This is a genomic window from Nocardioides baekrokdamisoli (genome assembly GCF_003945325.1).
GTDB classification, from domain to species: Bacteria; Actinomycetota; Actinomycetes; order Propionibacteriales; family Nocardioidaceae; genus Nocardioides; species Nocardioides baekrokdamisoli.
The window spans coordinates 2150907-2171869 of record NZ_AP019307.1; the positions used below are offsets into that span (position 1 = coordinate 2150907).

General features: G+C 68.1%; 22 protein-coding genes and 1 pseudogene. 19 read left to right on the forward strand and 4 right to left on the reverse strand.

The features are described from left to right. Nucleotides 1–2 precede the first annotated feature (2 nt). Nucleotides 3–878 carry a 1,4-dihydroxy-2-naphthoate polyprenyltransferase gene (locus tag KCTC_RS10525; protein ID WP_125569231.1) on the reverse strand — a complete coding sequence of 292 codons (876 nt, stop codon included), beginning with the start codon at nucleotides 876–878 and terminating at the stop codon, nucleotides 3–5. A 152-nt stretch (nucleotides 879–1030) separates the two neighbouring features. Between KCTC_RS10525 and KCTC_RS10530 the strand changes: the two genes are divergently transcribed. The 3 genes from KCTC_RS10530 to menD are packed head-to-tail and all read left to right on the forward strand — an operon-like array spanning nucleotide 1031 to nucleotide 4516. Next, entirely contained in the window at nucleotides 1031–2008 is a 978-nt protein-coding gene (locus tag KCTC_RS10530) for an AMP-binding protein (RefSeq protein ID WP_125569232.1), read from the forward strand. Then, complete coding sequence (locus tag KCTC_RS10535; RefSeq protein WP_125569233.1) at nucleotides 2005–2883, forward strand: o-succinylbenzoate synthase; 879 nt, start codon at nucleotides 2005–2007, stop codon at nucleotides 2881–2883. The genes KCTC_RS10530 and KCTC_RS10535 overlap by 4 nt, the downstream gene beginning before the upstream one ends. Next, on the forward strand, nucleotides 2876–4516 hold the full coding sequence (menD, locus tag KCTC_RS10540; RefSeq protein ID WP_125569234.1) for a 2-succinyl-5-enolpyruvyl-6-hydroxy-3-cyclohexene-1-carboxylic-acid synthase: 1641 nt from the start codon (nucleotides 2876–2878) through the stop codon (nucleotides 4514–4516). Before KCTC_RS10535 ends, menD begins: the two co-directional genes overlap by 8 nt. Here menD and KCTC_RS10545 read toward each other — a convergent pair. Beyond that, nucleotides 4508–5695, reverse strand: coding sequence for an MFS transporter (locus KCTC_RS10545; RefSeq protein WP_125569235.1), 1188 nt, complete (start codon nucleotides 5693–5695; stop codon nucleotides 4508–4510). The genes menD and KCTC_RS10545 overlap by 9 nt on opposite strands. 52 nt (nucleotides 5696–5747) lie before the next feature. Here KCTC_RS10545 and KCTC_RS10550 point away from each other — a divergent pair, with 52 nt between their 5' ends. Then, a complete protein-coding gene (locus KCTC_RS10550; protein WP_125569236.1) occupies nucleotides 5748–6389 on the forward strand; it encodes an MBL fold metallo-hydrolase in 642 nt (213 codons plus the stop codon). Further along, the gene (locus KCTC_RS10555) at nucleotides 6389–6673 is read left to right on the forward strand and encodes a YciI family protein (protein WP_125569237.1); all 285 of its coding nucleotides are present in this window, start codon (nucleotides 6389–6391) and stop codon (nucleotides 6671–6673) included. Before KCTC_RS10550 ends, KCTC_RS10555 begins: the two co-directional genes overlap by 1 nt. 76 nt (nucleotides 6674–6749) lie before the next feature. On the opposite strand, the gene KCTC_RS10560 is transcribed toward KCTC_RS10555, so the two are convergent. Then, entirely contained in the window at nucleotides 6750–7952 is a 1203-nt protein-coding gene (locus KCTC_RS10560; RefSeq protein WP_231998691.1) for an isochorismate synthase, read from the reverse strand. A 44-nt stretch (nucleotides 7953–7996) separates the two neighbouring features. Between KCTC_RS10560 and KCTC_RS10565 the strand changes: the two genes are divergently transcribed. Both KCTC_RS10565 and KCTC_RS10570 read left to right on the forward strand, forming a co-directional pair. Further along, the gene (locus KCTC_RS10565; RefSeq protein ID WP_125569239.1) at nucleotides 7997–8509 is read left to right on the forward strand and encodes a hypothetical protein; all 513 of its coding nucleotides are present in this window, start codon (nucleotides 7997–7999) and stop codon (nucleotides 8507–8509) included. Nucleotides 8510–8512: 3 nt separating this feature from the next. Beyond that, the gene (locus KCTC_RS10570) at nucleotides 8513–9202 is read left to right on the forward strand and encodes a demethylmenaquinone methyltransferase (protein WP_125569240.1); all 690 of its coding nucleotides are present in this window, start codon (nucleotides 8513–8515) and stop codon (nucleotides 9200–9202) included. On the opposite strand, the gene KCTC_RS10575 is transcribed toward KCTC_RS10570, so the two are convergent. Then, the gene (locus tag KCTC_RS10575) at nucleotides 9156–9680 is read right to left on the reverse strand and encodes an MOSC domain-containing protein (RefSeq protein WP_125569241.1); all 525 of its coding nucleotides are present in this window, start codon (nucleotides 9678–9680) and stop codon (nucleotides 9156–9158) included. The two genes, KCTC_RS10570 and KCTC_RS10575, sit on opposite strands and share 47 nt — an antisense overlap. A 195-nt stretch (nucleotides 9681–9875) precedes the next feature. Here KCTC_RS10575 and KCTC_RS10580 point away from each other — a divergent pair, with 195 nt between their 5' ends. The 12 genes and pseudogenes from KCTC_RS10580 to nuoL all read left to right on the forward strand — a co-directional run bounded on the left by KCTC_RS10580 (nucleotide 9876) and on the right by nuoL (nucleotide 20960). Further along, nucleotides 9876–10226 carry an NADH-quinone oxidoreductase subunit A gene (locus tag KCTC_RS10580; protein WP_125569242.1) on the forward strand — a complete coding sequence of 117 codons (351 nt, stop codon included), beginning with the start codon at nucleotides 9876–9878 and terminating at the stop codon, nucleotides 10224–10226. After that, nucleotides 10226–10780, forward strand: a complete 555-nt coding sequence (locus tag KCTC_RS10585) for a NuoB/complex I 20 kDa subunit family protein (RefSeq protein ID WP_125569243.1) — start codon at nucleotides 10226–10228, stop codon at nucleotides 10778–10780. The genes KCTC_RS10580 and KCTC_RS10585 overlap by 1 nt, the downstream gene beginning before the upstream one ends. A gap of 80 nt (nucleotides 10781–10860) precedes the next feature. Then, nucleotides 10861–11301 (forward strand): annotated as a pseudogene (locus tag KCTC_RS10590) (NADH-quinone oxidoreductase subunit C); the annotation flags it as partial. An 88-nt stretch (nucleotides 11302–11389) separates the two neighbouring features. After that, complete coding sequence (locus KCTC_RS10595; RefSeq protein WP_125569245.1) at nucleotides 11390–12697, forward strand: NADH-quinone oxidoreductase subunit D; 1308 nt, start codon at nucleotides 11390–11392, stop codon at nucleotides 12695–12697. Continuing rightward, a complete protein-coding gene (gene nuoE / locus KCTC_RS10600; RefSeq protein WP_125569246.1) occupies nucleotides 12694–13317 on the forward strand; it encodes an NADH-quinone oxidoreductase subunit NuoE in 624 nt (207 codons plus the stop codon). The genes KCTC_RS10595 and nuoE overlap by 4 nt, the downstream gene beginning before the upstream one ends. Next, complete coding sequence (gene nuoF / locus KCTC_RS10605) at nucleotides 13314–14594, forward strand: NADH-quinone oxidoreductase subunit NuoF (protein WP_125569247.1); 1281 nt, start codon at nucleotides 13314–13316, stop codon at nucleotides 14592–14594. The genes nuoE and nuoF overlap by 4 nt, the downstream gene beginning before the upstream one ends. Beyond that, nucleotides 14591–16387: an NADH-quinone oxidoreductase subunit NuoG gene (gene nuoG / locus KCTC_RS10610; protein ID WP_125569248.1), complete on the forward strand. Its 1797-nt coding sequence runs from the start codon at nucleotides 14591–14593 to the stop codon at nucleotides 16385–16387. Before nuoF ends, nuoG begins: the two co-directional genes overlap by 4 nt. Beyond that, nucleotides 16384–17637, forward strand: a complete 1254-nt coding sequence (gene nuoH / locus KCTC_RS10615; RefSeq protein ID WP_125569249.1) for an NADH-quinone oxidoreductase subunit NuoH — start codon at nucleotides 16384–16386, stop codon at nucleotides 17635–17637. The genes nuoG and nuoH overlap by 4 nt, the downstream gene beginning before the upstream one ends. Continuing rightward, nucleotides 17634–18146 (forward strand): NADH-quinone oxidoreductase subunit NuoI, encoded by a 513-nt coding sequence (gene nuoI, locus KCTC_RS10620; RefSeq protein WP_125569250.1) that lies wholly within the window; start codon nucleotides 17634–17636, stop codon nucleotides 18144–18146. The genes nuoH and nuoI overlap by 4 nt, the downstream gene beginning before the upstream one ends. Further along, on the forward strand, nucleotides 18143–18829 hold the full coding sequence (locus KCTC_RS10625; RefSeq protein ID WP_125569251.1) for an NADH-quinone oxidoreductase subunit J: 687 nt from the start codon (nucleotides 18143–18145) through the stop codon (nucleotides 18827–18829). The genes nuoI and KCTC_RS10625 overlap by 4 nt, the downstream gene beginning before the upstream one ends. Further along, nucleotides 18826–19119: an NADH-quinone oxidoreductase subunit NuoK gene (gene nuoK, locus KCTC_RS10630; protein WP_125569252.1), complete on the forward strand. Its 294-nt coding sequence runs from the start codon at nucleotides 18826–18828 to the stop codon at nucleotides 19117–19119. Before KCTC_RS10625 ends, nuoK begins: the two co-directional genes overlap by 4 nt. Beyond that, complete coding sequence (nuoL, locus tag KCTC_RS10635) at nucleotides 19116–20960, forward strand: NADH-quinone oxidoreductase subunit L (RefSeq protein ID WP_125569253.1); 1845 nt, start codon at nucleotides 19116–19118, stop codon at nucleotides 20958–20960. Before nuoK ends, nuoL begins: the two co-directional genes overlap by 4 nt. The last annotated feature ends 3 nt before the right edge of the window (nucleotides 20961–20963 follow it).

Genomic DNA, 20963 nt, shown 5'->3' on the forward strand with positions numbered 1-20963 from the left:
GCTCAGCGCAGCAGCAGGGGCAGGCCGACTCCGGCTGCCCAGACGAGTTCGGCCATCGAGGTCTGACCCAACGCAGGGATGAGAGCGGGCCCACGAGCCTCGCCGCTGACCGTGCGGGCACCCTGCGCCGCCGGGGCGGCGTAGGCCAACGACGCCAGCGTCCACCAGTTCTTGGTGATCACCGCGATGGCGATCGAACCCGCGATCGGCAGCGTGACCAGCAACGCATAGAAGCGGCGGGTGCCGGCTTCTCCGAGTCGGACGGCCAGCGTGACCTTGCCGGCGACGGTGTCGCCGGGGATGTCGCGCAGGTTGTTGACCACGAGCAGTGAGCAGGCGAGCGATCCGATCGCCAGAGATCCGATGAGCCCGGTCCAGGAGAAGTGCCCGGTCTGCACGAATTCGGTGCCGTTGACGGCAACCAGGCCGAAGAACACGAACACCGCGACCTCGCCGAGGCCGGCGTACCCGTACGGCTTCGAACCACCCGTGTAGTACCAGGCGGCGACGATGCAGACGGCGCCGATCGCGAGCAGCCACCAGGCCGACGTGGCCGCGAGCGCCAGGCCTGCGGCGGCACCCACTCCGAAGGCGGCGAACGCCGCGGCCTTGACGGCCTGCGGTGTGGCGAGGCCGGCTCCGGTCAGACGGAGCGGGCCGACGCGGTCGGCGTCCGTACCGCGTACGCCGTCGGAGTAGTCGTTCGCATAGTTCACGCCGACCTGGAGCGCGAGCGCGACCAGTAGCGCGAGCGCTGCCTTCCACCACACGGCACCATCGGCGTACGCGGCCGCGCCGGTGCCGACGAGGACGGGAGCGACAGCTGCTGGGAGGGTACGGGGACGGGCTGCCTGGAGCCACTGGGACGCTGATGCCATAGCGCCCCTATTCAAGCAGTGATCGGCGCCGGCTCGGTGAGTCCTCACCCAGGATCCGGGTCACGAGACTCAACGCCGTTGTCGGGCGCCGCAGCCTCAGCCGGTCACACGGCATGGCACCCGTCTGACCACTCACGGATATGTTTCGTCACATGGTTAATGCGTCTGAGCGGGACGGCGTGGTGGAGCGCATCCAAGCCGTACGCGCCTGGTGGGAGTCGGACGACCCCGCGCCGTGGATCGCGGAGACCTCGGGCTCCACCGGTCGACCCAAGCAGGTGCAGCTCTCCCGGGACGCGGTGCGCGCAGCGGTCGCCGCGTCGGCGCAGCGGATCGGGGCGACCGGTCGCTGGGCGCTCGCGGTGCCGCCGGAGTTCGTCGGGGGATTCAACGTCATCGTGCGTTCGCTCGCGGCCGGGCATGTGCCCGTCGTCGTCGAGGACCTCGACTTCTCCCGGGTCGATGCGGACTTCCTCTCGCTGGTCCCGACTCAGCTTCATCGAGTGCTGGACGCTCCGGACGACCTGCGCCGGTTCCACACGATCCTGGTCGGAGGCGGACCCTCGGACGCGGCGGTGCGTACTCGTGCGAAGGAAGCCGGCCTCAACGTGGTGGCGACCTATGGCATGGCGGAGACGTGTGGGGGAGTCGTGTACGACGGTCGCCCGCTCGAGGGGGTGAGGATCGGGATCGGTGACGACGCCCGGATCCGGATCTCGGGGCCGACGTTGTTCGACGGGTACGCGGGAATCCCCGGATCAGGCCCCGACGAGGGCTGGTTCACCACCGCCGATGCCGGTTCGTTCACCGACGGTGTGCTCGCGGTCTTCGGCCGGGTCGACGACATGGTGATCACCGGCGGAGTGAAGGTGGCCACCCCGGCAGTCGCCGCCCGGTTGAGGCAGCACCAGTGGGTCCGCACTGCCGAGGTGCTGGGCGTACCCGATCCCGAATGGGGCCAACGTGTGGTCGCCTTCGTCGTCGGCGAGGTCGACCTCGATGACGCGCGTGACTGGGTTGGGGAGACCCTGCCGCGGTCCTGGGCGCCGCGGCAGATCGTGCCGCTGACCCGGATGCCGCTTCTGGACAACGGCAAGGTCGATCGCCAGGCACTGTTGGAGCTCGCGTGACCGATCTCCCGTTCAGGACCCAGGTCTGGGCCATTCCGCTGCGCGACCGCTTCCGCGGGATCACCGTCCGCGAAGGGATGCTCATCGAAGGAACGGCTGGCTGGGCCGAGTGGTCACCCTTCGTCGAGTACGACGACGCCGAGGTGGCGAACTGGCTCCGTTGTGCGCTCGAGGCCGCGGCCGGGGACTGGGCTCCGCCGGTCCGGACCGAGGTTCCGGTCAACGTCACGGTGCCTGCCGCCAGTCCGGAGCGGGCCGCCGAGATCGTACGCACCTCGGGCCTGACCACGGCCAAGGTGAAGGTCGGCGAGGTGCTGGCCGAGGACGTCGAACGGGTCGCCGCCGTCCGGGATGCGCTCGGTCCTGCCGGACGGATCCGGGTCGACGTCAACGGGCTGTGGACGGTTGATGAGGCCCCGGCTGCCATCCGCCTATTGGACGCCGCCGCCGGCGGCCTGGAGTACGTCGAACAGCCGTGCGCGACCGTGCAGGACCTGGCAGCCGTCCGTCGCCGCGTGGACGTGCCGATCGCAGCGGACGAGTCGATCCGCCGCGCCGAGGACCCGTACCTCGTCCGTGAACTCGAAGCCGCAGACATCGCCATCCTCAAGGTGCAGCCTCTCGGCGGCGTACGCGCCTGCCTGCGGATCGCTGAGGACATCGGCCTGCCGGTGGTGGTGTCATCGGCGCTCGAGTCGAGTGTCGGGTTGGCGGCCGGGTTCGCACTTGCGCGAGCATTGCCCGAGCTCCCGTACGCCTGCGGTCTCGCCTCCGACGCACTGTTCGCGCCGACGGCCGAGTCGCACCCCGCGGCGTCGGCGGTGCGTACGCAGTGGTGGGAGGACCGGTTGAGGAGGGTGTACGCGCATGTCTGAGGCACGCTCAGGTGACGCAGTCTCGTCCGACGCGACCGTGATAGCCCGCGCGGTCGTCTCCGAACTCATCGCCTGCGGCGTACGCGAGGTCGTGATCGCCCCGGGATCCCGCAACGCTCCGCTGTCGTTCGCGGTGTACGACGCGGCACAGGCCGGGTTGCTCCGCCTGCACACCAGGATCGACGAGCGATCAGCCGGCTTCCTGGCTCTGGGTCTCACGAAGGCCGGGTCGCTCGCAGCCGTGATGTGCACCTCGGGGACTGCGGTGGCGAACCTCCATCCCGCCGTCCTGGAAGCTGCGCACGCCGGTGTTGGCCTCGTGGTGGTGACAGCCGACCGACCGGCCGCCCTGCGCGGGACGGGTGCGAACCAGACCACCGATCAGGTGGGCATCTTCGGCTCGGCGGTGTCGACGGTTGACCTGTCGACCGATGACGTCCCGCTGCTCGGCTCGTGGGTCACCCACTGGAACGTCCAGTTCACCGAGCCGCTCACGCCGGGGGATCGTTGGACTCCGGCGCCCGTGTCGTCCGCCGAGACCCCCCTGTCGTCCGATCTTCCGAACGTTCGGAAGGCGATGGCGGCGTCTTCCGAACGTTCGGAAGATCGACCTGGGACCCGCCTCGCTCAGGGCCCACGCACCGTCGTGGTCGCCGGCGATGACGCCGGGCCCCGTGCCCGCCAGATCGCCCGGGCCGGCGGCTGGCCGTTGTTGGCCGAGCCGTCTTCGGGGGCAAGGTGCGGTGACAACGCGATCCGTACCTACCGACTCCTCCTCGACGGCGAACTCGGGAGCCAGATCGAGCGGGTGATCGTCGCCGGCCATCCGACGCTGTCGCGGCCTGTCGCACAGTTGCTCGCGCGCGCTGAGGTGTACGAGCTGCCTGCCCGGGGCATCTGGCCGACGCGCCCGTTCGAGGTCTCCGGCGTGATCTCCGAAGACGTCCTGGTCGAGGAGGCCGGCGACGCGGCGTGGCTCGAGGCCTGGCAGGCGGCGGACCGCGACCTCGGCCGTCGGGTCGATGCGCACCTGGTCGAGGAGGGCTTCACTCCGCACGATGTCGCAGCGGCCGTCGGCAACGCCCTCAAACCCGGCGAGCAGCTGATCGTCGGTGCGTCGAACCCGATCCGTGACCTCGACCTGATGATGCGGCCGTACACCGTCGGCGAACGCCGCAAGGTCCTCGCCAACCGTGGTCTTGCCGGCATCGACGGGGTCGTCTCGACCGCGATCGGTGTGGCCCTGACCCGCGACACGCAGGCGTACGCACTGATGGGCGACGTCACCTTCCTGCACGACTCGAACGGCCTCATCCTCGGCCCCGACGAGCCTCGGCCCGATCTGGCGATCGTGGTCGTCAACGACGACGGTGGTTCGATCTTCGCGACGCTCGAGCAGGGCGCCGAGGCGTACGCGGACCGCTTCGAGCGACTCTTCGCGACGCCCCATGGCGTCAACATCGAAGCGCTCTGCGCGGCCACGCGTACGCCCCACCTCAAGGTCACCTCGCGCCTCGAGCTCGAGCAGGCACTGGCCCACCCCAACGGCGGCATCGAGGTCATCGAGGCCCGGGTCGGCCGGCGGGACCGGCGTGCTCTCGAGGCGACGTTGCGGGGCCTCGTCTCAGGCTGAGACGAGCTCCGGCTCGGCGTCCTCGGGGACTGCGGCGCGGGCGGTGGCGATGACACCGACGACGGCGATCACTGTGCCGACGCCGCCGGCCAGCAGGACTCCTGCCGTCCAGCCGCCGCGGTCGAGTGCCACCCCGATCAGCGGTGAGCCGACGGCACTGCCGAGCATCATCGCCGAGCCGTGCCACCCCATCGCCTCGCCTCGATTGGCCGAGGGCACCAGTTGCGACAGGGCATGGGTCATTGCGGTCATGGCCGGCGCGCAGAACGCACCGCTCACGGTCAGCAGCACGATGTAGCTCCACTGCTGGTCCGCGACCGCGATGAGTGCCGTCGACAGGCCCAGGAGCAACAGCAGCGTCGCCGCCGACGGGCGGCGCCGCAGGCCTCCGTACACGAGACCTCCGACCGCGGACCCGGCTCCCCACAACCCGAGCACCCAGCCGATGGCCTCCGGCCGACCCCAGCCGCGCATGGCTGCCACGACGGACATGTCCTCGCCGGTCAGGATGATGATCGCCGCGATCGACATCGCGAACACCGCCAGGATCGGCCAGGTCAGTCGCAGTCGATTCGTGCGCTCGGCTGGCGCGGATCCTTCCGAACGCAGCGGCGGGTTGACCCACCAGATCAGCATCGAGCCGGTCAGTTGTGTCATCGCGCAGATGAACAGCGCCAGTGGCGTCGGCAGTGTGGTGGCGGCGAGTACGCCGAGGACCGGGCCGACCATGAACGTGATCTCGGTGGCGATCGAGTCGATCGAGAGCGTCGTCGCCCGCTGGTCCTCGCGGACCGCGCTGATCAGGACCGTACGGATGATCGAGAACGCCGGCACCGTGAACAGCCCGGCCAGACCGTTGAGCACCAACAGGGGCCAGTACCCGACCCACGGCGCGATCGACCAGGTCGCCGCGAGGACGATGATGGAGGGCGCGATCGCGCGCCGTACACCGAGTTGGTCCAGTCGTCGGCCGCGCCAGGGCCCACTGATGCCGAGGGCGAGTCCGCCCACTGCGGCGACCAGACCCGCATCGGCGTAGCTGCCGTGCAGATGCGTCACCACGTGCAGCGTGATCGCCATTTCGCTGGCCCAGAGCGGGACACGGACCACCAGCCCCAGGATCAGGATCCGACGAACGATGGGGATGCGCAGCACGTCAGCGTACGTTGCGAAACCCATGCGTCGATTCTCCTGATACGGCGTTCAAAGCGCGACTGATTTACTGGCGCCCATGAGTGCAGAACGCGTGACGAAGTTCGGCCATTCCTGCGTACGCATCGAGTCGGGCGCGGCGCGGATCGTGATCGATCCCGGCATGTTCACGGATGCGGGTGCCGTCGACGGAGCGACCGCGATCCTGATCACCCACGAACATCCCGATCACTACTTGCCGGCCCATCTGCTGGCGTGCGATGCGCCCGTCGTCACCATTCAGGCGGTGGCCGACAAGATCCGTGCGGAGGCACCCGAGGCGTACGAGCGCGTACGCGTGATCGCGCCGGGGGAGACTGTCGATCTTGGCGTCCCGGTGACGGCCGTCGGTGAATTGCATGCGGTGATCCACCCGGAGATGCCGCGGTTCAACAACTCTGGCTTCCTGATCGAGGCGACGAAGACGTACTTCCACCCCGGCGACGCGCTGACCGCCCCGGACGGTCCCGTCGACGTGCTGTTCGCGCCGGTGTCAGCGCCCTGGGCTCGATCGTCTGAACTCATCGACTTCATGCGCGCGGTGAAGGCCCCGCAGAACCTCGCGATCCACGATCGGATCTACAGTGACCTCGGCGCCATGATCTTTGATGGCCACGTGAACGCATTCCTGCCCAAGGAAGGGCTGGCGTACACGCGACTCGGTGATGGAGAGGACTTCTGATGGGTCTGTTCGTGGTGCGGTACGACTACCGCGACGGTTCCGAGGCGACGCAGGACGTCCACCGGGCTGCTCACCGCGATTGGTTGGCGGCCCAGCCGGGCCTGCGCGCGGCTGGCAAGACCGACGACAACGGCGGGGTCCTCATCTTCGAGGACGCGGATGCTGAGTCGCTGGCGGTGCTGCTGAAGGACGACCCGTTCCTCGCCGTCGACGTCATCGGGTCCACGAAGATCTCCGGATGGGCGATGCCGCTCGGCACCTGGAAGGCCCCGCTCGGCCTCTGACGGCCCGTCGCCGGCGTTCTCCGCGCTCGCGGGCCCTCAGGCCCGCTTCGCTTGTGCGGCCTTGGTGCCGCGCACGTCACCCGCCGAGGGCGTCGCGTACCGGGACGAACTTGGCCTCAGACTCGATCCACTCGGCGTCGGCGTCGGAGGAGCCGACGATGCCGCAGCCCGCGAAGAGCCGAATCTGATTGCCGGTGATCTGGGCCGATCGCAACGCGATGCCCCACTCTCCGTCGCCGCTGGCGTCGATCCAGCCGACGGGGCCGGCGTACCGGTCCCGGTCCATGCCTTCCAGTTCGGTGATCAGCGCCAGCGCGGCTTCCGTGGGAGTGCCGCCGACCGCGGCGCTGGGGTGCAGTGAGGCAGCCAGTTCCAACGCGGTCGAGGAGTCGTGCGCGACACCGGTGACGTCCGTGGCCAGGTGCATCACGTTCGGGAGGTGCAGCACGTACGGCGCCTCGGGGACGTTCATCGAGGAGCAGTGCGCCTCCAGCGCCGAGGCCACCGACTCCACGGCGTACTCATGCTCCTCGAGGTCCTTGCTGGATCGCGCCAGGGCAGCCGCCAACGCCAGGTCCTGACCGTCGTCGCCGGTGCGCCGGATCGTGCCAGCGAGTACGCGGGAGGTGACCAGGCCACGTTCGCGGCGTACGAGAAGTTCGGGGGTGGCGCCGAACAGGCCGTCGACGTGGAAGGTCCAGGTGTTCGGGTATTCCGCCGCAAGCCGCCGCAGCGGCCCGCGTACGTCGATCGGTTCCGCGGTGGTGACGATGAGGTCGCGCGCGAGGACGACCTTGTCGAGGTCGCCGTGTTGGATCCGCGACACCGCGTTGCGGACCGTCTCGAGCCACGTCTCGCGATCGAGCGCACCGTCGGACCAGGCCAGGTCCGGCGTGGGTGCCACCGGTTCGGGCATCGGCTGGAGTGCGTCGTTGACGGTGGTGATCCACGTGGTCGCCCCGCGCCGGCCGATCACCATCTCGGGGACGATCAACGTCGAGTGTCCCGGCTCGTCGGCGAACGCGAAGGCACCGAAGGCGACCAATCCGGTGCCCGGCTCGTCGACCTCGTCGGTGACCTCCGAGCGAGCGGCCAGTTCGGCGAACCACTTGCCCGCGTCGGAGAAACGGGTAGGACCAGCGGTCCGGATCTCGGCGGCCCGGCCGAAGGCGACCAGGCCCTCACCGCGGCGTACCCATGCCAGCGGGTAGTCCTCCGGCAGATGGTCGAGCAGGTCGTCGGACGCGGAAAGGCGCGTCGTACGCACGATCAAGCTCACCCTTGGGAGCCTAACGGCTGCACCATCGGGTAGCGTCAGCGACCGTGACGAAGAAGTCGTACGTAGCCGAGAACGGCCTCACGCTTGGTTTGATCGGGCTCGCGGTGCTGGTGATCTTCGCGGTCGCCCTGCCGCGCTGGACACATCACCAGGACTTCAAGGCGATCAAGCTGCCCGCGACGATCGATGGCGGCTACACGCTGGTGGACGCCTCGGTGTCCCCGCAGCTGAAGCAGGTGCTGTCGCAACTGTCCGACTCCGCCTCGAAGGCCGAGGGCGTCGGTGCGACGTCCGCGCTCTACAAGTCGGCCGCGGACACCTTCGCGGTGACCGCCGTACGCAAGGGCTCCTCGACTGCGCCGATGATGGTTCCGCTGAGCGCCATCGGCACCTACAGCAAGGTCGGCGACGACACCTGCTTCCAGGCGTCCAGTCAGTCCAGCCCGTACACGGCCTGCTTCCGGTCCTCGGCCGAACTCACCGTCGAGGTCACCTCGAGCGCTGCGCCGGCCGATCTGGCCAAGCACCTCGACGAGATCTGGAAGAAGACCAGCTGACGTATGGCGCGCGCCCAGCTCGACAAGCAGCCGAGCGACGTACGTCGGATGTTCGACGCCGTCGCGCGTCGCTACGACCTCACCAACGACGTCCTCTCCTTCGGCCAGGACCGCCGCTGGCGCCGACAGGTGCTCCGGGTAGTCCAGCCTCTGCTGGGTGAGCGGATCCTCGACCTCGCCGCCGGCACCGGCACCTCGTCGGTGCCGTTCCGCGAGGCCGGTGCGTACGTCGTCCCGACCGACTTCTCGCTCGGGATGCTCTCGGTCGGCAAGGCGGCCCGACCCGAACTGCCGTTCACGGCCGGTGACGGGACCAAGCTCCCGTACGCCGACGACACCTTCGATGCTGTCACGATCTCGTTCGGGCTGCGCAACATCGTCGACCCGGTCGCCGGGCTCCGCGAGATGCTGCGGGTGACCCGTCCCGGGGGCCGGATCGTGGTGTGCGAGTTCAGCCACCCGACCAACGGTGCGTTCCGCAAGGTCTACCTCGAATACCTGATGAAGGCGCTGCCGTCGGTCGCCAACGCGGTCTCGTCCGCGCCGGACGCGTACGTCTATCTCGCCGAGTCGATCCGGGCGTGGCCCGACCAGCACGGTCTCGCGCGGATGCTGGCCGAGGCTGGGTGGAAGCACCCGCGCTTCGTCAACCTGAGTGGCGGCATCGTCGCCCTGCACCACGCGACCGCCTGACCCCGGCCGAAACCCGGCATCTGTCAGTCCGAGACCCGACATCCGTCAGGGTCGAGACCCGAACTTCGTCACCGACTCTGATCTCGCCTGAGCTGAGGATCCGGAAGATCGTCCCGGCCCGCCTGCTCAGCGCCCGCGCGGCTCCAGGCCCGATCGTGTCGTCGAGCAGACGGCACGGCGCCGCGATGCGTACGACCTCCAACTCGACGTCGCCGATCCGCAGCCGATCGCCGGGGACCCGGGGGATCGGGCCGACGTCGACGGTGATGTTGCGGCGGGTGAGTTCAGGTGCGAACGTCCGCCCCAGCTCGACCGCGCCCTCGTCCAGCGCATCCTGAGCCTGGATCGTCACGTGGCGATGCTTTGTCCCGTGATATCTGTCGCCGACCAACCCGACCCCGGCCTCGGCGAGCACTGACGACCTCGCGACCATCGGCAGCCGCACGCCTGGCGCGGTGTGGATCGCGATCACCTTCACGTCACCACGGTACGTGGCTTGTGATCGCATTCACGAGTGCGTTGGTGAGCGAGGTGTGATGCCGGGGCAATCGGCCCGTGACCTCCCGACCCCCGCCCTTGCTTGACTCCATTCGGCCCGGTGGCAGGATGTGACCTGAGCCACATTGTGATCTGTTTCACAAAGTCGGACGATGAGCGAGAGGAGGCGACGCGGATGTACGCACCAGTGATTGCTCTGGCTGCGCTCGCGCTCGCATTCGCGGTCGGCTCGGTCGCGATGAGTCAGCTCACCGGGCCGAAACGCCGCAACCGGGCGAAGCTCGATTCGTACGAGTGCGGCATTGATCCGACGCCTGAGGCGCTCGCCGGTCGCTTCCCGGTGAAGTACTACCTGATCGCGATGCTCTTCATCGTCTTCGACATCGAGACCGTCTTCCTCTACCCGTGGGCGGTCCGCTTCGACGCCCTCGGCTGGTTCGGTCTCGGAGAGATGACGGTCTTCATGCTGACCGTCTTTGTCGCGTACGCGTATGTCTGGCGTCGCGGCGGATTGGAGTGGGACTGATGGGACTCGAAGAGCAGCTTCCGGCAGGCGTACTCCTCACCACCGTCGAGGGTGTCGCCGGCTACATGCGCAAGGCCTCGCTGTGGCCCGCGACGTTCGGTCTGGCCTGCTGCGCGATCGAGATGATGACGAGCGGCGGCCCCAAGTACGACCTCGCCCGCTATGGCATGGAGGTGTTCCGTGCCTCCCCGCGCCAGGCCGACCTGATGATCGTCGCCGGGCGCGTGAGCCAGAAGATGGCGCCGGTCCTGCGCCAGATCTACGACCAGATGGCCAACCCGAAGTGGGTCCTGGCGATGGGCGTCTGCGCCAGCAGCGGCGGCATGTTCAACAACTATGCGATCGTCCAGGGCGTCGATCACATCGTCCCCGTCGACATGTACTTGCCCGGATGTCCGCCGCGCCCCGAGATGCTGATCGACGCGATCCTCAAGCTCCACGACGACATCCAGCACGGCAAGCTCGGCGTCAACCGCCGCGAGCAGATCGCCGAGCACGAGACCAGGGCGCTGCGTCAGTTGCCACTCATCGATGACACCGGGTTGCTGCGATGACCGGCCTCGAGACGCCGCTGAGCGGCTACTCGACCGGCGAGGTGGAGCAGTTGCAGCCTCTGGGTGAGATCAGTGAGTTCCGCGGCGAGATCACCGTGCGCGTACGCCGCGAGCAGCTGCTGGCGGTGCTCAAGATCTGTCGCGACGACCTGCGGTTCGAACTGTGCACGGGTGTCAGCGCGGTCCACTATCCGCAGGACCACGGTGTCGAACTGCACGCCGTCTATCACCTCCTCTCGATGACCTGGAACCGTCGCATCCGGATCGAGGCAGCCGCACCGGACAGCGATCCGCACCTCCCCAGTGGGGTTGCGCTCTACCCCACCCTCGACTGGCACGAGCGCGAGGCGTACGACATGTTCGGCCTGATCTTCGACGGACACCCGGCGCTCACCAGGATCCTCATGCCCGACGACTGGCAGGGCCACCCGCAGCGCAAGGACTACCCGCTCGGCGGAGTGCCGGTGGAGTACCACGGCGCGACCATCGCACCGCCGGACGAGCGGAGGTCGTTCCGATGAGAGCGATGTCGATTCGATCGCTGGCCGCACGCGTACGCGCGCAGGTCGAGGCTCAGCGCAAGACCCTCGACCTCCGGGCGGTGTCGCGATGACGGCGAAGCCCACCCGTGCGTACACGGTCACCGGTCAGGACTGGACCGATCTGGCCGACGACATCCGTGAGCACCATGACGAGCGGATCGTGGTCAACATGGGTCCGCAGCACCCGTCGACCCACGGCGTGCTGCGGCTCATCCTCGAACTCGAGGGCGAGTCGGTCATCAAGGCGCAGGCGGGCATCGGCTACCTGCACACCGGCATCGAGAAGAACCTCGAGTACCGCACCTGGACCCAGGGCACCACCTTCGTCACCCGGATGGACTATCTGAGCCCGTTCTTCAACGAGCAGGCGTACGTGATGGGCGTCGAGCGTCTCCTCGACATCGAGGATCAGATCCCGGAGAAGGCGCAGGTCATGCGGGTGCTCCTGATGGAGCTCAACCGGATCTCGAGCCACCTGGTCTGCATCGCCACCGGTGGCATGGAGATCGGTGCGCTGACCGTGATGACGATCGGGTTCCGCGAGCGCGAACTCGTCCTCGACCTGTTCGAGTTGATCACCGGCCTGCGGATGAACCACGCGTTCATCCGCCCCGGGGGCGTCGCGCAGGACCTCCCCGACGGAGCCCTCAAGGAGATCAAGGACTTCGTCAAACTCTTCCGTACGCGGCTCCCCGAGTACGCGGCGCTCTGCAACGCGAACCCGATCTTCAAGGGCCGGCTCGAGGGCATCGGCCACCTCGACCTCGAGGGCTGTCTGGCGCTGGGCCTCACCGGCCCGATCCTGCGGTCGACCGGGTACGCCTGGGACCTGCGCAAGACCCAGCCCTACAGCGGGTACGAGGACTACGACTTCGACGTCATCACCTGGGACACCGCCGACTCGTACGGACGGTTCCGGGTGCGTCTGGCCGAGATGGAGGAGTCGCTGCGGATCGTGGAGCAGTGCGTACGCCGGCTCGAACGGCTGGACGGCGCACCGGTGATGGTGGCGGACAAGAAGATCGCCTGGCCCTCGCAGCTCTCGGTCGGCACCGACGGCCTGGGCAACTCGCTCGACCACATCCGACACATCATGGGTGAGTCGATGGAGGCGCTGATCCACCACTTCAAACTCGTCACCGAGGGCTTCCAGGTGCCGGCCGGGCAGGTCTACTCCGCCGTCGAGTCACCTCGTGGGGAGCTCGGCGCACACGTCGTCTCCGACGGCGGCAACAAGCCGTACCGCGTCCACTTCCGTGACCCGAGCTTCACCAATCTGCAGGCCACCTCGGTGATGTCCGAGGGCGGGATGGTCGCCGATGTGATCGTCGCGATTGCCTCCATCGATCCCGTCATGGGAGGAGTCGACCGATGATCACCGACAAGACCCGCGATGAGCTGCGTGAGATCGCGGCCCGCTACCCCGAGGGCCGCTCCGGCCTGCTGCCGATGCTGCACCTGCTGCAGTCGGTGCAGGGTCACATCACCCAGGCCGGCCTGGAGGAGTGCGCTGCGGTGCTCGACCTGACCACGGCCGAGGTGGCCGCAGTGGCGACCTTCTACTCGATGTACAAGACCAAGCCGGTCGGCGACCACCTCGTCGGCGTCTGCACCAACACCCTGTGCGCGGTCATGGGTGGCGACCTCATCTACGAACGGCTGCAGCACCATCTGGGTGGGAACGAATCGGCCGATGGCGCGATCACGCTCGAGCACGTCGAGTGCAACGCGGGCTGCGACTACGCGCCGGTCGTGATGGTCAACTGGGAGTTCTTCGACAACCAGACTCCGGACAGTGCCGTCGAACTCGTCGACAACCTCCGCGCAGGCCACACCGTGACTTCCCCGCGCGGCGCTGAAATCACCTGCTGGCGCGACGTGGAGCGCGTACTCGCCGGGTTCGAGGACGGCCGCGCCGACGAAGGCCCCTCGGCTGGCACAGCCTCGCTCGTCGGTCTGCGCAAGGCCGCCGCACTCGAGGAGGAGGCCGGATGAGCCAGTTGCTGCCCGTCCTCACCGAGAACTGGGATGTCGAGCGTTCCTGGACGCTGGAGGGCTACGGCCCGTACGCCGCGCTGGACCGCGCGCTCACCCTCGAGCAGGACGCGGTCATCGAGGAGGTCAAGGCCTCGGGCCTGCGTGGCCGTGGCGGCGCCGGCTTCTCCACCGGCACGAAGTGGGGCTTCCTCCCGCCGTTGGGGGACTTGCCGCGCTATCTCGTCGTCAACGCCGACGAGTCCGAGCCGGGCACCTGCAAGGACATCCCGCTGCTGATGGCCTCCCCGCACACGCTGATCGAGGGCATCGCGATCTCCTCGTACGCGATCCGCTCGCACTCCGCGTTCATCTATCTGCGCGGCGAGGTCGTGCACGTCTACCGCCGCCTGCTGGCCGCCGTGCGCGAGGCGTACGCGGCCGGCCACCTCGGCAAGGACATCCACGGGTCCGGGTACGACCTCGACGTCATCGTCCACGCCGGCGCCGGTGCGTACATCTGCGGCGAGGAGACAGCGCTGCTCGACTCGTTGGAGGGTCGCCGCGGTCAACCCCGACTGCGTCCGCCGTTCCCTGCCGTCGCCGGCCTGTACGCCTGCCCGACGGTCGTCAACAACGTCGAGTCGATCGCCGCTGTGCCGGCGATCATCGGCCACGGACCCGGCTGGTTCGACAGCCTCGGCACCGAGACCTCGAAGGGTGTCGGGATCTTCTCGCTCTCCGGCCACGTGAAGGAGCCGGGTCAGTACGAGGCTCCCCTGGGCATCACCCTGCGCGAGCTGATCGACTTCGCCGGAGGCATGCGCGAGGGCCACACGCTCAAGTTCTGGACGCCGGGTGGTTCTTCGACGCCGTTGTTCACTGCTGCTGAGCTCGATGTCCCGCTCGACTTCGAATCGGTCGCCAAGGCGGGCTCCATGCTCGGCACCCGCGCCCTGCAGATCTTCGACGACAGCGTCTGTGTTGTCCGGGCGGTGCTCCGCTGGACCGAGTTCTACGAGCACGAGTCGTGCGGCAAGTGCACCCCGTGCCGCGAGGGCACGTACTGGCTCAAGCAGGTGCTCGCACGGCTGGAGAAAGGCGACGGCACGGCCGAGGACCTCGACCTGCTGCTCGACCAGTGCGACAACATCGCGGGGAAGTCGTTCTGTGCGCTCGGTGATGGCGCGACCGCGCCGATCATCTCCTCGGTCACCCTGTTCCGCGACGAGTACATCGCGCATTTCGAGCATGGTGGCTGCCCGTTCGACCGCGAAGCGAGCGTGGCCTGGTCATGAGCAACGTTTCTGAAGAGCGCAGTGTGACGCTCACCATCGACGGCCGCGAGGTCACCGTGCCCGAAGGCACCCTGATCATCCGGGCGGCCGAGCAACTCGGCATCGACATCCCGCGCTTCTGCGACCACGAACTACTCAAGCCCGCAGGTGCCTGCCGTCAGTGTCTTGTCGACATCCCGGATGCGGGCAACGGGCGCGGCTTCCCCAAGCCGCAGGCGTCCTGCACCATTCCTGTCGCGGCCGGCATGGTCGTCGAGACCGCGTCGCCGAGTGCCGCCAAGGCGCAGGCCGGGGTGATGGAGTTCCTGCTGATCAACCACCCGCTCGACTGCCCGGTGTGCGACAAGGGCGGCGAATGCCCCCTGCAGAACCAGGCGATGAGTCACGGCGCCGGGGAGACCCGCTTCGACGGGGTGAAGCGGACGTACGAGAAGCCGATCCCGGTCTCGGACACGATCCTGCTCGACCGTGAGCGGTGCGTCCTCTGCCAGCGGTGTACGCGCTTCGCCGAGGAGATCGCCGACGACCCGCGCCTGGTCCTGATCGAGCGCGGTGCCCGTCAGCAGGTCGGCACGGTCGACGGGGAGCCGTTCGACTCCCCGTACTCGGGCAACATCATCGATCTGTGCCCGGTCGGGGCCCTGACCAGCACGGACTATCGATTCCGCGCCCGACCGTTCGACCTGGTCTCCAGTGACTCGATCGCCGAACACGACGCCTGCGGTGCCGCCATCCGTGTCGACCACCGCCGCGGCAAGGTGATGCGGCGGGTTCCTCGCGAGGACGCCGAGGTGAACCAGCAGTGGATCACCGACCGCGACCGCTTCGAGTTCCGCTACCTCACCCGGGATCGGGTGAAGATGCCGCTCATCCGTGAGAACGGCGCACTGCGGGTGGCCTCGTGGCCCGAGGCTCTCGGGCTCGCGGCTGGCGGCCTCGCCGCTGGGCCGACCGCTGTCCTCACCGGCGGCCGCGTGACCCTCGAGGACGCGCGAGCGTACGCCACCTTCGCTCGCGAGACGCTCGGCACCGAGGACATCGACTTCCGCGACACCGCGACGCCTGAGGAGACCGCGTTCCTGCACCAGCACGTACGCGGTGCCGAACTGGTGACGTACTCCGACCTGATGGCCGCCGATGTCATCGAACTCGTCGGTCTGGACCCGAGGGCCGAGGCGGGGACGATCGACCTCTGGCTGATTCAGGCTCAGAGGGCCGGCGCCTCGATCTTCCGAACGTTCGGACGACCGCCCGCCGACCATCCGAACGTTCGGAAGATCGGCGGCGACCGCCCTCTCACCAGCCGGTCGGTGATCTTGGTGGGGCGTGATGCGGCGGCGACACCCGGACTCCTCGACGAGGCCGTCGCGGCTGCCGCCAACGCGAGCGCACAACTCGCCTGGGTCCCGCGCCGTGCAGGTGATCGGGGCGCGGTCGAGGCCGGCTGCTTCCCCTTGCCCGGGGGCCGGGACGTCGACGAGATCGTCCGTGCCGCGACGATCGGCCAACTCCGGGGTCTGGTCCTCGGCCGCGTCGACGCGACTTCCGAACTGATCGATGCGGCCACCCGTACGTTCACGGTCTCGCTGGAGACGAACCGCACGGACCTCGCCAAGGTCGCGGACGTCGTGCTGCCGATCGCAGCTCCCGCGGAGAAGGCCGGCACCTTCGTCACCTGGGAAGGCCGCGAGCGTCCGTTCGACAGGGTCTTCGACGCAGGTGCGTACACCGACGTGCGGGTGCTCGCCGAGCTGGCCAAACGGATCGAAACCGCCAAGGCGGTGAGCGCATGATCCCCAGCGCATCAACCATCCACGACCCCGCCTGGGTGATCACGATCAAGATGTTCCTCGTCTTCGGCATCCTGGTGCTGCTGACGCTGTTCAACATCTGGTGGGAGCGTCGCGTCGTGGCGCGGATGCAGCACAGGATCGGCCCCAACATGCACGGTCCGTTCGGCCTCCTGCAGAGCCTCGCCGACGGCGTGAAGCTGGCGCTGAAGGAGGACCTCACACCCAGCAGGGCGGATGTCGTCGTCTTCACGATCGCGCCGGTCCTGGCTGTCGTCCCCGCGTTCCTGGCGTTCTCGGTGATCCCGATGGGCCCGGTCGTACGCATCCCGTGGACCCAGACGTACACGGCGCTTCAACTCGCCGATCTGCCGGTCGGGGTCCTCTTCGTGATGGCACTCGGCAGCCTCGGGATCTACGGCATCGTTCTGGGCGGCTGGGCCTCGGGGAGTACGTATTCACTGCTCGGCGCCCTGCGCTCGAGCGCCCAGATGATCTCGTACGAGGTCTCGATGGGGCTGGCTCTGGTCGCCGTGTTCGTCTACTCCGGCAGCCTCTCGACGAGCGACATCGTCCTCGCGCAGGCGCACTGGTGGAACGGTGTCGTGCTCCTGCCGAGTTTCGTCATCTATGTGCTGTCGATGATCGGTGAGACGAACCGGGCGCCGTTCGACCTCCCCGAGGCGGAGGGCGAGCTCGTCGGCGGTTTCCACACCGAGTACTCGAGCCTGCGCTTCGCACTCTTCTTCCTCGCGGAGTACATCAACATGGCCACGGTGTCAGCGCTGGCGACGACGTTGTTCCTCGGCGGCTGGCACGGGCCGATCGAGTCGGGCGCCTGGCCGGTGTTGTGGTTCTTCGTGAAGGTGTTCGCCTTCATCTGGTTCTTCATCTGGCTGCGCGGGACGCTGCCGCGGCTGCGCTACGACCAGTTCATGGCGCTCGGCTGGAAGATCCTGCTCCCCGCCTCCCTGGTCTGGATCGGGGCGGTGTCGATCGCCCGGATGGCGGCGCTCAAGAACGGGATCGATGAGCGGCCATGGCTTGCGCTCGCGGGAGGTGTCGTCACCCTCGCGATCGTCTGGGTCATGCTGTCCAAGCGCGAGAAGGCGGCGATTGCCTCGCCTGCGCAGCACGCGTTCCCGACACCGGAGCTGCCGGCGGGCGGTGTCGTACGCGGTGCCGCAAAGCCGCTGACCTTCCCGACGATCGGTCGACCAGCGGCCCTTGAGACCAAGGAGGTCGACGCATGAGCGCCAAGGACGCGATTGCGGGGTTCGGCGTCACCTTCCGGACCCAGTTCAAGAAGCCGGTCACCGAGCAATACCCGAAGCAGAAGGAACCGACGGCTCCGCGCTTCCATGGCCGCCACCAGTTGAACCGTCATCCCGACGGCCTGGAGAAGTGCGTCGGCTGCGAACTCTGCGCCTGGGCCTGCCCCGCGGACGCGATCTACGTCGAGGGCGCCGACAACACCGAGGCGGAGCGTTACAGCCCCGGCGAGCGCTACGGCAGCGTCTATCAGATCAACTACCTGCGCTGCATCCTGTGTGGGTTGTGCGTCGAGGCCTGCCCGACCCGCGCGCTGACGATGACCAACGAGTACGAGTTGGCCGACGACAACCGTCGCGACCTGATCTGGGAGAAGAGCGACCTGCTCGCGCCGCTGCTGGAGGGCATGGTCGAGCCGCCGCACGCCATGTTGTTGGGGGAGTCCGAGCAGGACTACTACGCCCCGCCGACGAATGGGGAGGACGCATGACCGCGTTCTGGTTCCTGGCCCCGGTCATCGTGGTCGCGGCGCTCGGGGTGCTGTTCGCCAAGCGTGCGGTCCACGCCGCCCTGTTGCTGGCGATCGTGATGATCGGCCTGGCGATGCTCTACGCGGCGCTGGATGCGCCGTTCCTCTTCGCCGTCCAGATCGTTGTCTACACCGGCGCGATCCTGATGCTGTTCCTCTTCGTGATCATGCTCGTCGGTGTCGACGTCGCCGACGACGTCCGCGAGCAGATCGGCGGACACCGCGTCCTCACGGTCGTCTGCGGGGGAGCGCTCGCGGTGACGCTGGTCAGCGTGGTCGGCCAGGCCAGCCTCGGCACGGTGCGCGGCTTCGCGCCAGGCACCGCCGGCATCGCGCAGCTCGCCGACCTGCTGTTCAAGCCGTACGTCATCGCCTTCGAAGCCACCTCGGCACTGCTGATCACGGCGACCATCGGTGCGATGGTCCTGGCCCACAAGGAAAGGCTGGTCCCCAAGCCGGGACAGCCGGACCTCGCGCGCCGTCGCCTCGCCGCGTACGCCGTCACCGGGACGGGGCTGGGCCAGGCCCCCACGCCGGGCACGTACGCCACCGGCAACTCGGTCGACCTCCCCGCACTCCTCCCGGACGGCTCCAGGACCATTCCGGAACTACCCGGCCACACGACGAAGGGAGACGGGTCGTGACCCCGTACGTCGTCCTCTCGGCGCTGCTGTTCAGCATCGGCGTCGTCGGCGTGCTCACCCGACGCAACGCGATCGTGGTGTTCATGTGCATCGAGCTGATGCTCAACGCCGGCAACCTCGCGTTGGTCGCGTTCAGCAAGCAGCACGGCAGCCTTGACGGCCAGGTCGGTGCGTTCTTCGTGATGGTGGTGGCTGCGGCCGAGGTCGTGGTCGGTCTCGCGATCATCATGCAGATCTTCCGCACCCGGAAGTCCGCCGACATCGACGACGTCAGCGCACTCAAGTGGTGACGGCCGTTGTCGCAGTTCCGCTCGTGAGTGCGGTTCTCCTCCTGCTCGTCCCGCAACTGAAGCCCTTCGGTCACCTGATCGGCACCGCTGCGGCCGGGATCTCGTTCGCAATCGCCCTCATCCTGCTGGGGGAGGGGCAGCGTACGGAACACCTCGGCACGTGGTTCCACGCCGGTTCGGTGACTGTCGGAGCGGACCTGACGTACGACCATCTCAGCGCACTGTTCCTGCTGCTCATCACCGGAGTCGGTGGGCTGATCCACGTCTACTCGATCGGCTACATGGCCCACGACGAGCGGCGTACGCGCTTCTTCGCGTACCTCAATCTCTTCATCGCGGCGATGCTCACCTTGGTGCTGGCTGGCAACTACGTGGTGCTGTTCCTCGGCTGGGAAGGCGTCGGCCTGGCGTCGTATCTGTTGATCGGGTTCTGGCAGCACAAGCCGTCCGCGGCCGCCGCAGCGCTCAAGGCGTTCGTGATGAACCGGGTCGGCGACATCGGTCTGGCGCTGGCGATCGCGTTGATGTTCGCGAAGTTCGGGACGACCGACATCGGCCAGGTGGCGACTCACTTCGGTGGCTGGTTCAGCTACTCGCCGCTCGGGGATCAGCCCGACTGGTATCACCTCCCGATGAACTCGGGACTGGCCACCGCCCTCGGTCTCCTGCTCCTCCTCGCCGCCTGCGGCAAATCCGCCCAGGTCCCGCTGCAGGGCTGGCTCCTGGACGCGATGGAGGGTCCGACCCCGGTCTCGGCACTGATCCACGCGGCCACGATGGTGACCGCGGGCGTCTACCTGATCGTGCGCAGCCACTTCATCTTCGACTTCAGCAGCACCGCGCGTACCGCCGTCATCGTGGTCGCCCTCGTCACCATCCTCTGGGGCGCCGCGCTCGGCTGCGTGAAGGACGACATCAAGAAGGTGCTGGCCGGCTCCACGATGAGCCAGATCGGCTACATGATGCTGGCCGCCGGGATCGGCCCGGCCGGGTATCCGTTCGCGATCTTCCACCTGCTCACCCACGGCGCGTTCAAGGCGAACATGTTCCTCGGTGCCGGTTCGGTCATGCACGGCATGGGCGACGACGTGAACATGAAGCACTACGGCGCGATCCGCAAGGCGATGCCGGTCACCTTCGCCACCTTCGCCTTCGGCTACCTGGCGATCATCGGCGTCCCGCCGTTCTCGGGCTTCTTCTCCAAGGACAAGGTCCTCGAAGCCGCGTTCCACGAGCACTTCTGGATCGGTGCGGTCGCGACGGTCGGTGCCGCGGTGACGGCGTTCTACATGACCCGCCTGATGCTCCTGACCTTCTTCACCACTGAGCGCTGGGAGAAGGACATCCACCCGCACGAGTCCCCGAGGGTGATGACCGTCCCGCTGATTGCGCTCGCCGCCCTCTCGGCCGCCGGCGGTCTGCTCGTCATCAACGACTGGATCGTGCACTTCCTCGAGCCGGTCGTCGGACACACGCCCGTCCCCGGTCCGGACACCGGCCAGTGGCTGATCTCGGGGGCTGCCCTGATCGCTGTCGTGAGCGGTGCCGGTCTGGCCTGGCGGTTGTTCGGTCGCCGCGAGATCGACCGTGGAGTGACGAGGTACGTACCCGTCCCGCACATCGAGGACATCATCGTCCCCGGCTTCAGCCAGGTGGCCACCATGACCCGCACCGTCGACACGTACGGCGTGGATGTCCTGGTCTCTGGTGGCCCGGTCGCGGTCGCTGCGCTCGCCGGTGAACTCAGGAAGGGCCAGAACGGCTACGTCAGGTCGTACGCCCTCACGATGCTGGTCGGGGTCCTGATCGTGACCCTCGCGGCTCTGGCGGTGCACTGGTGAACG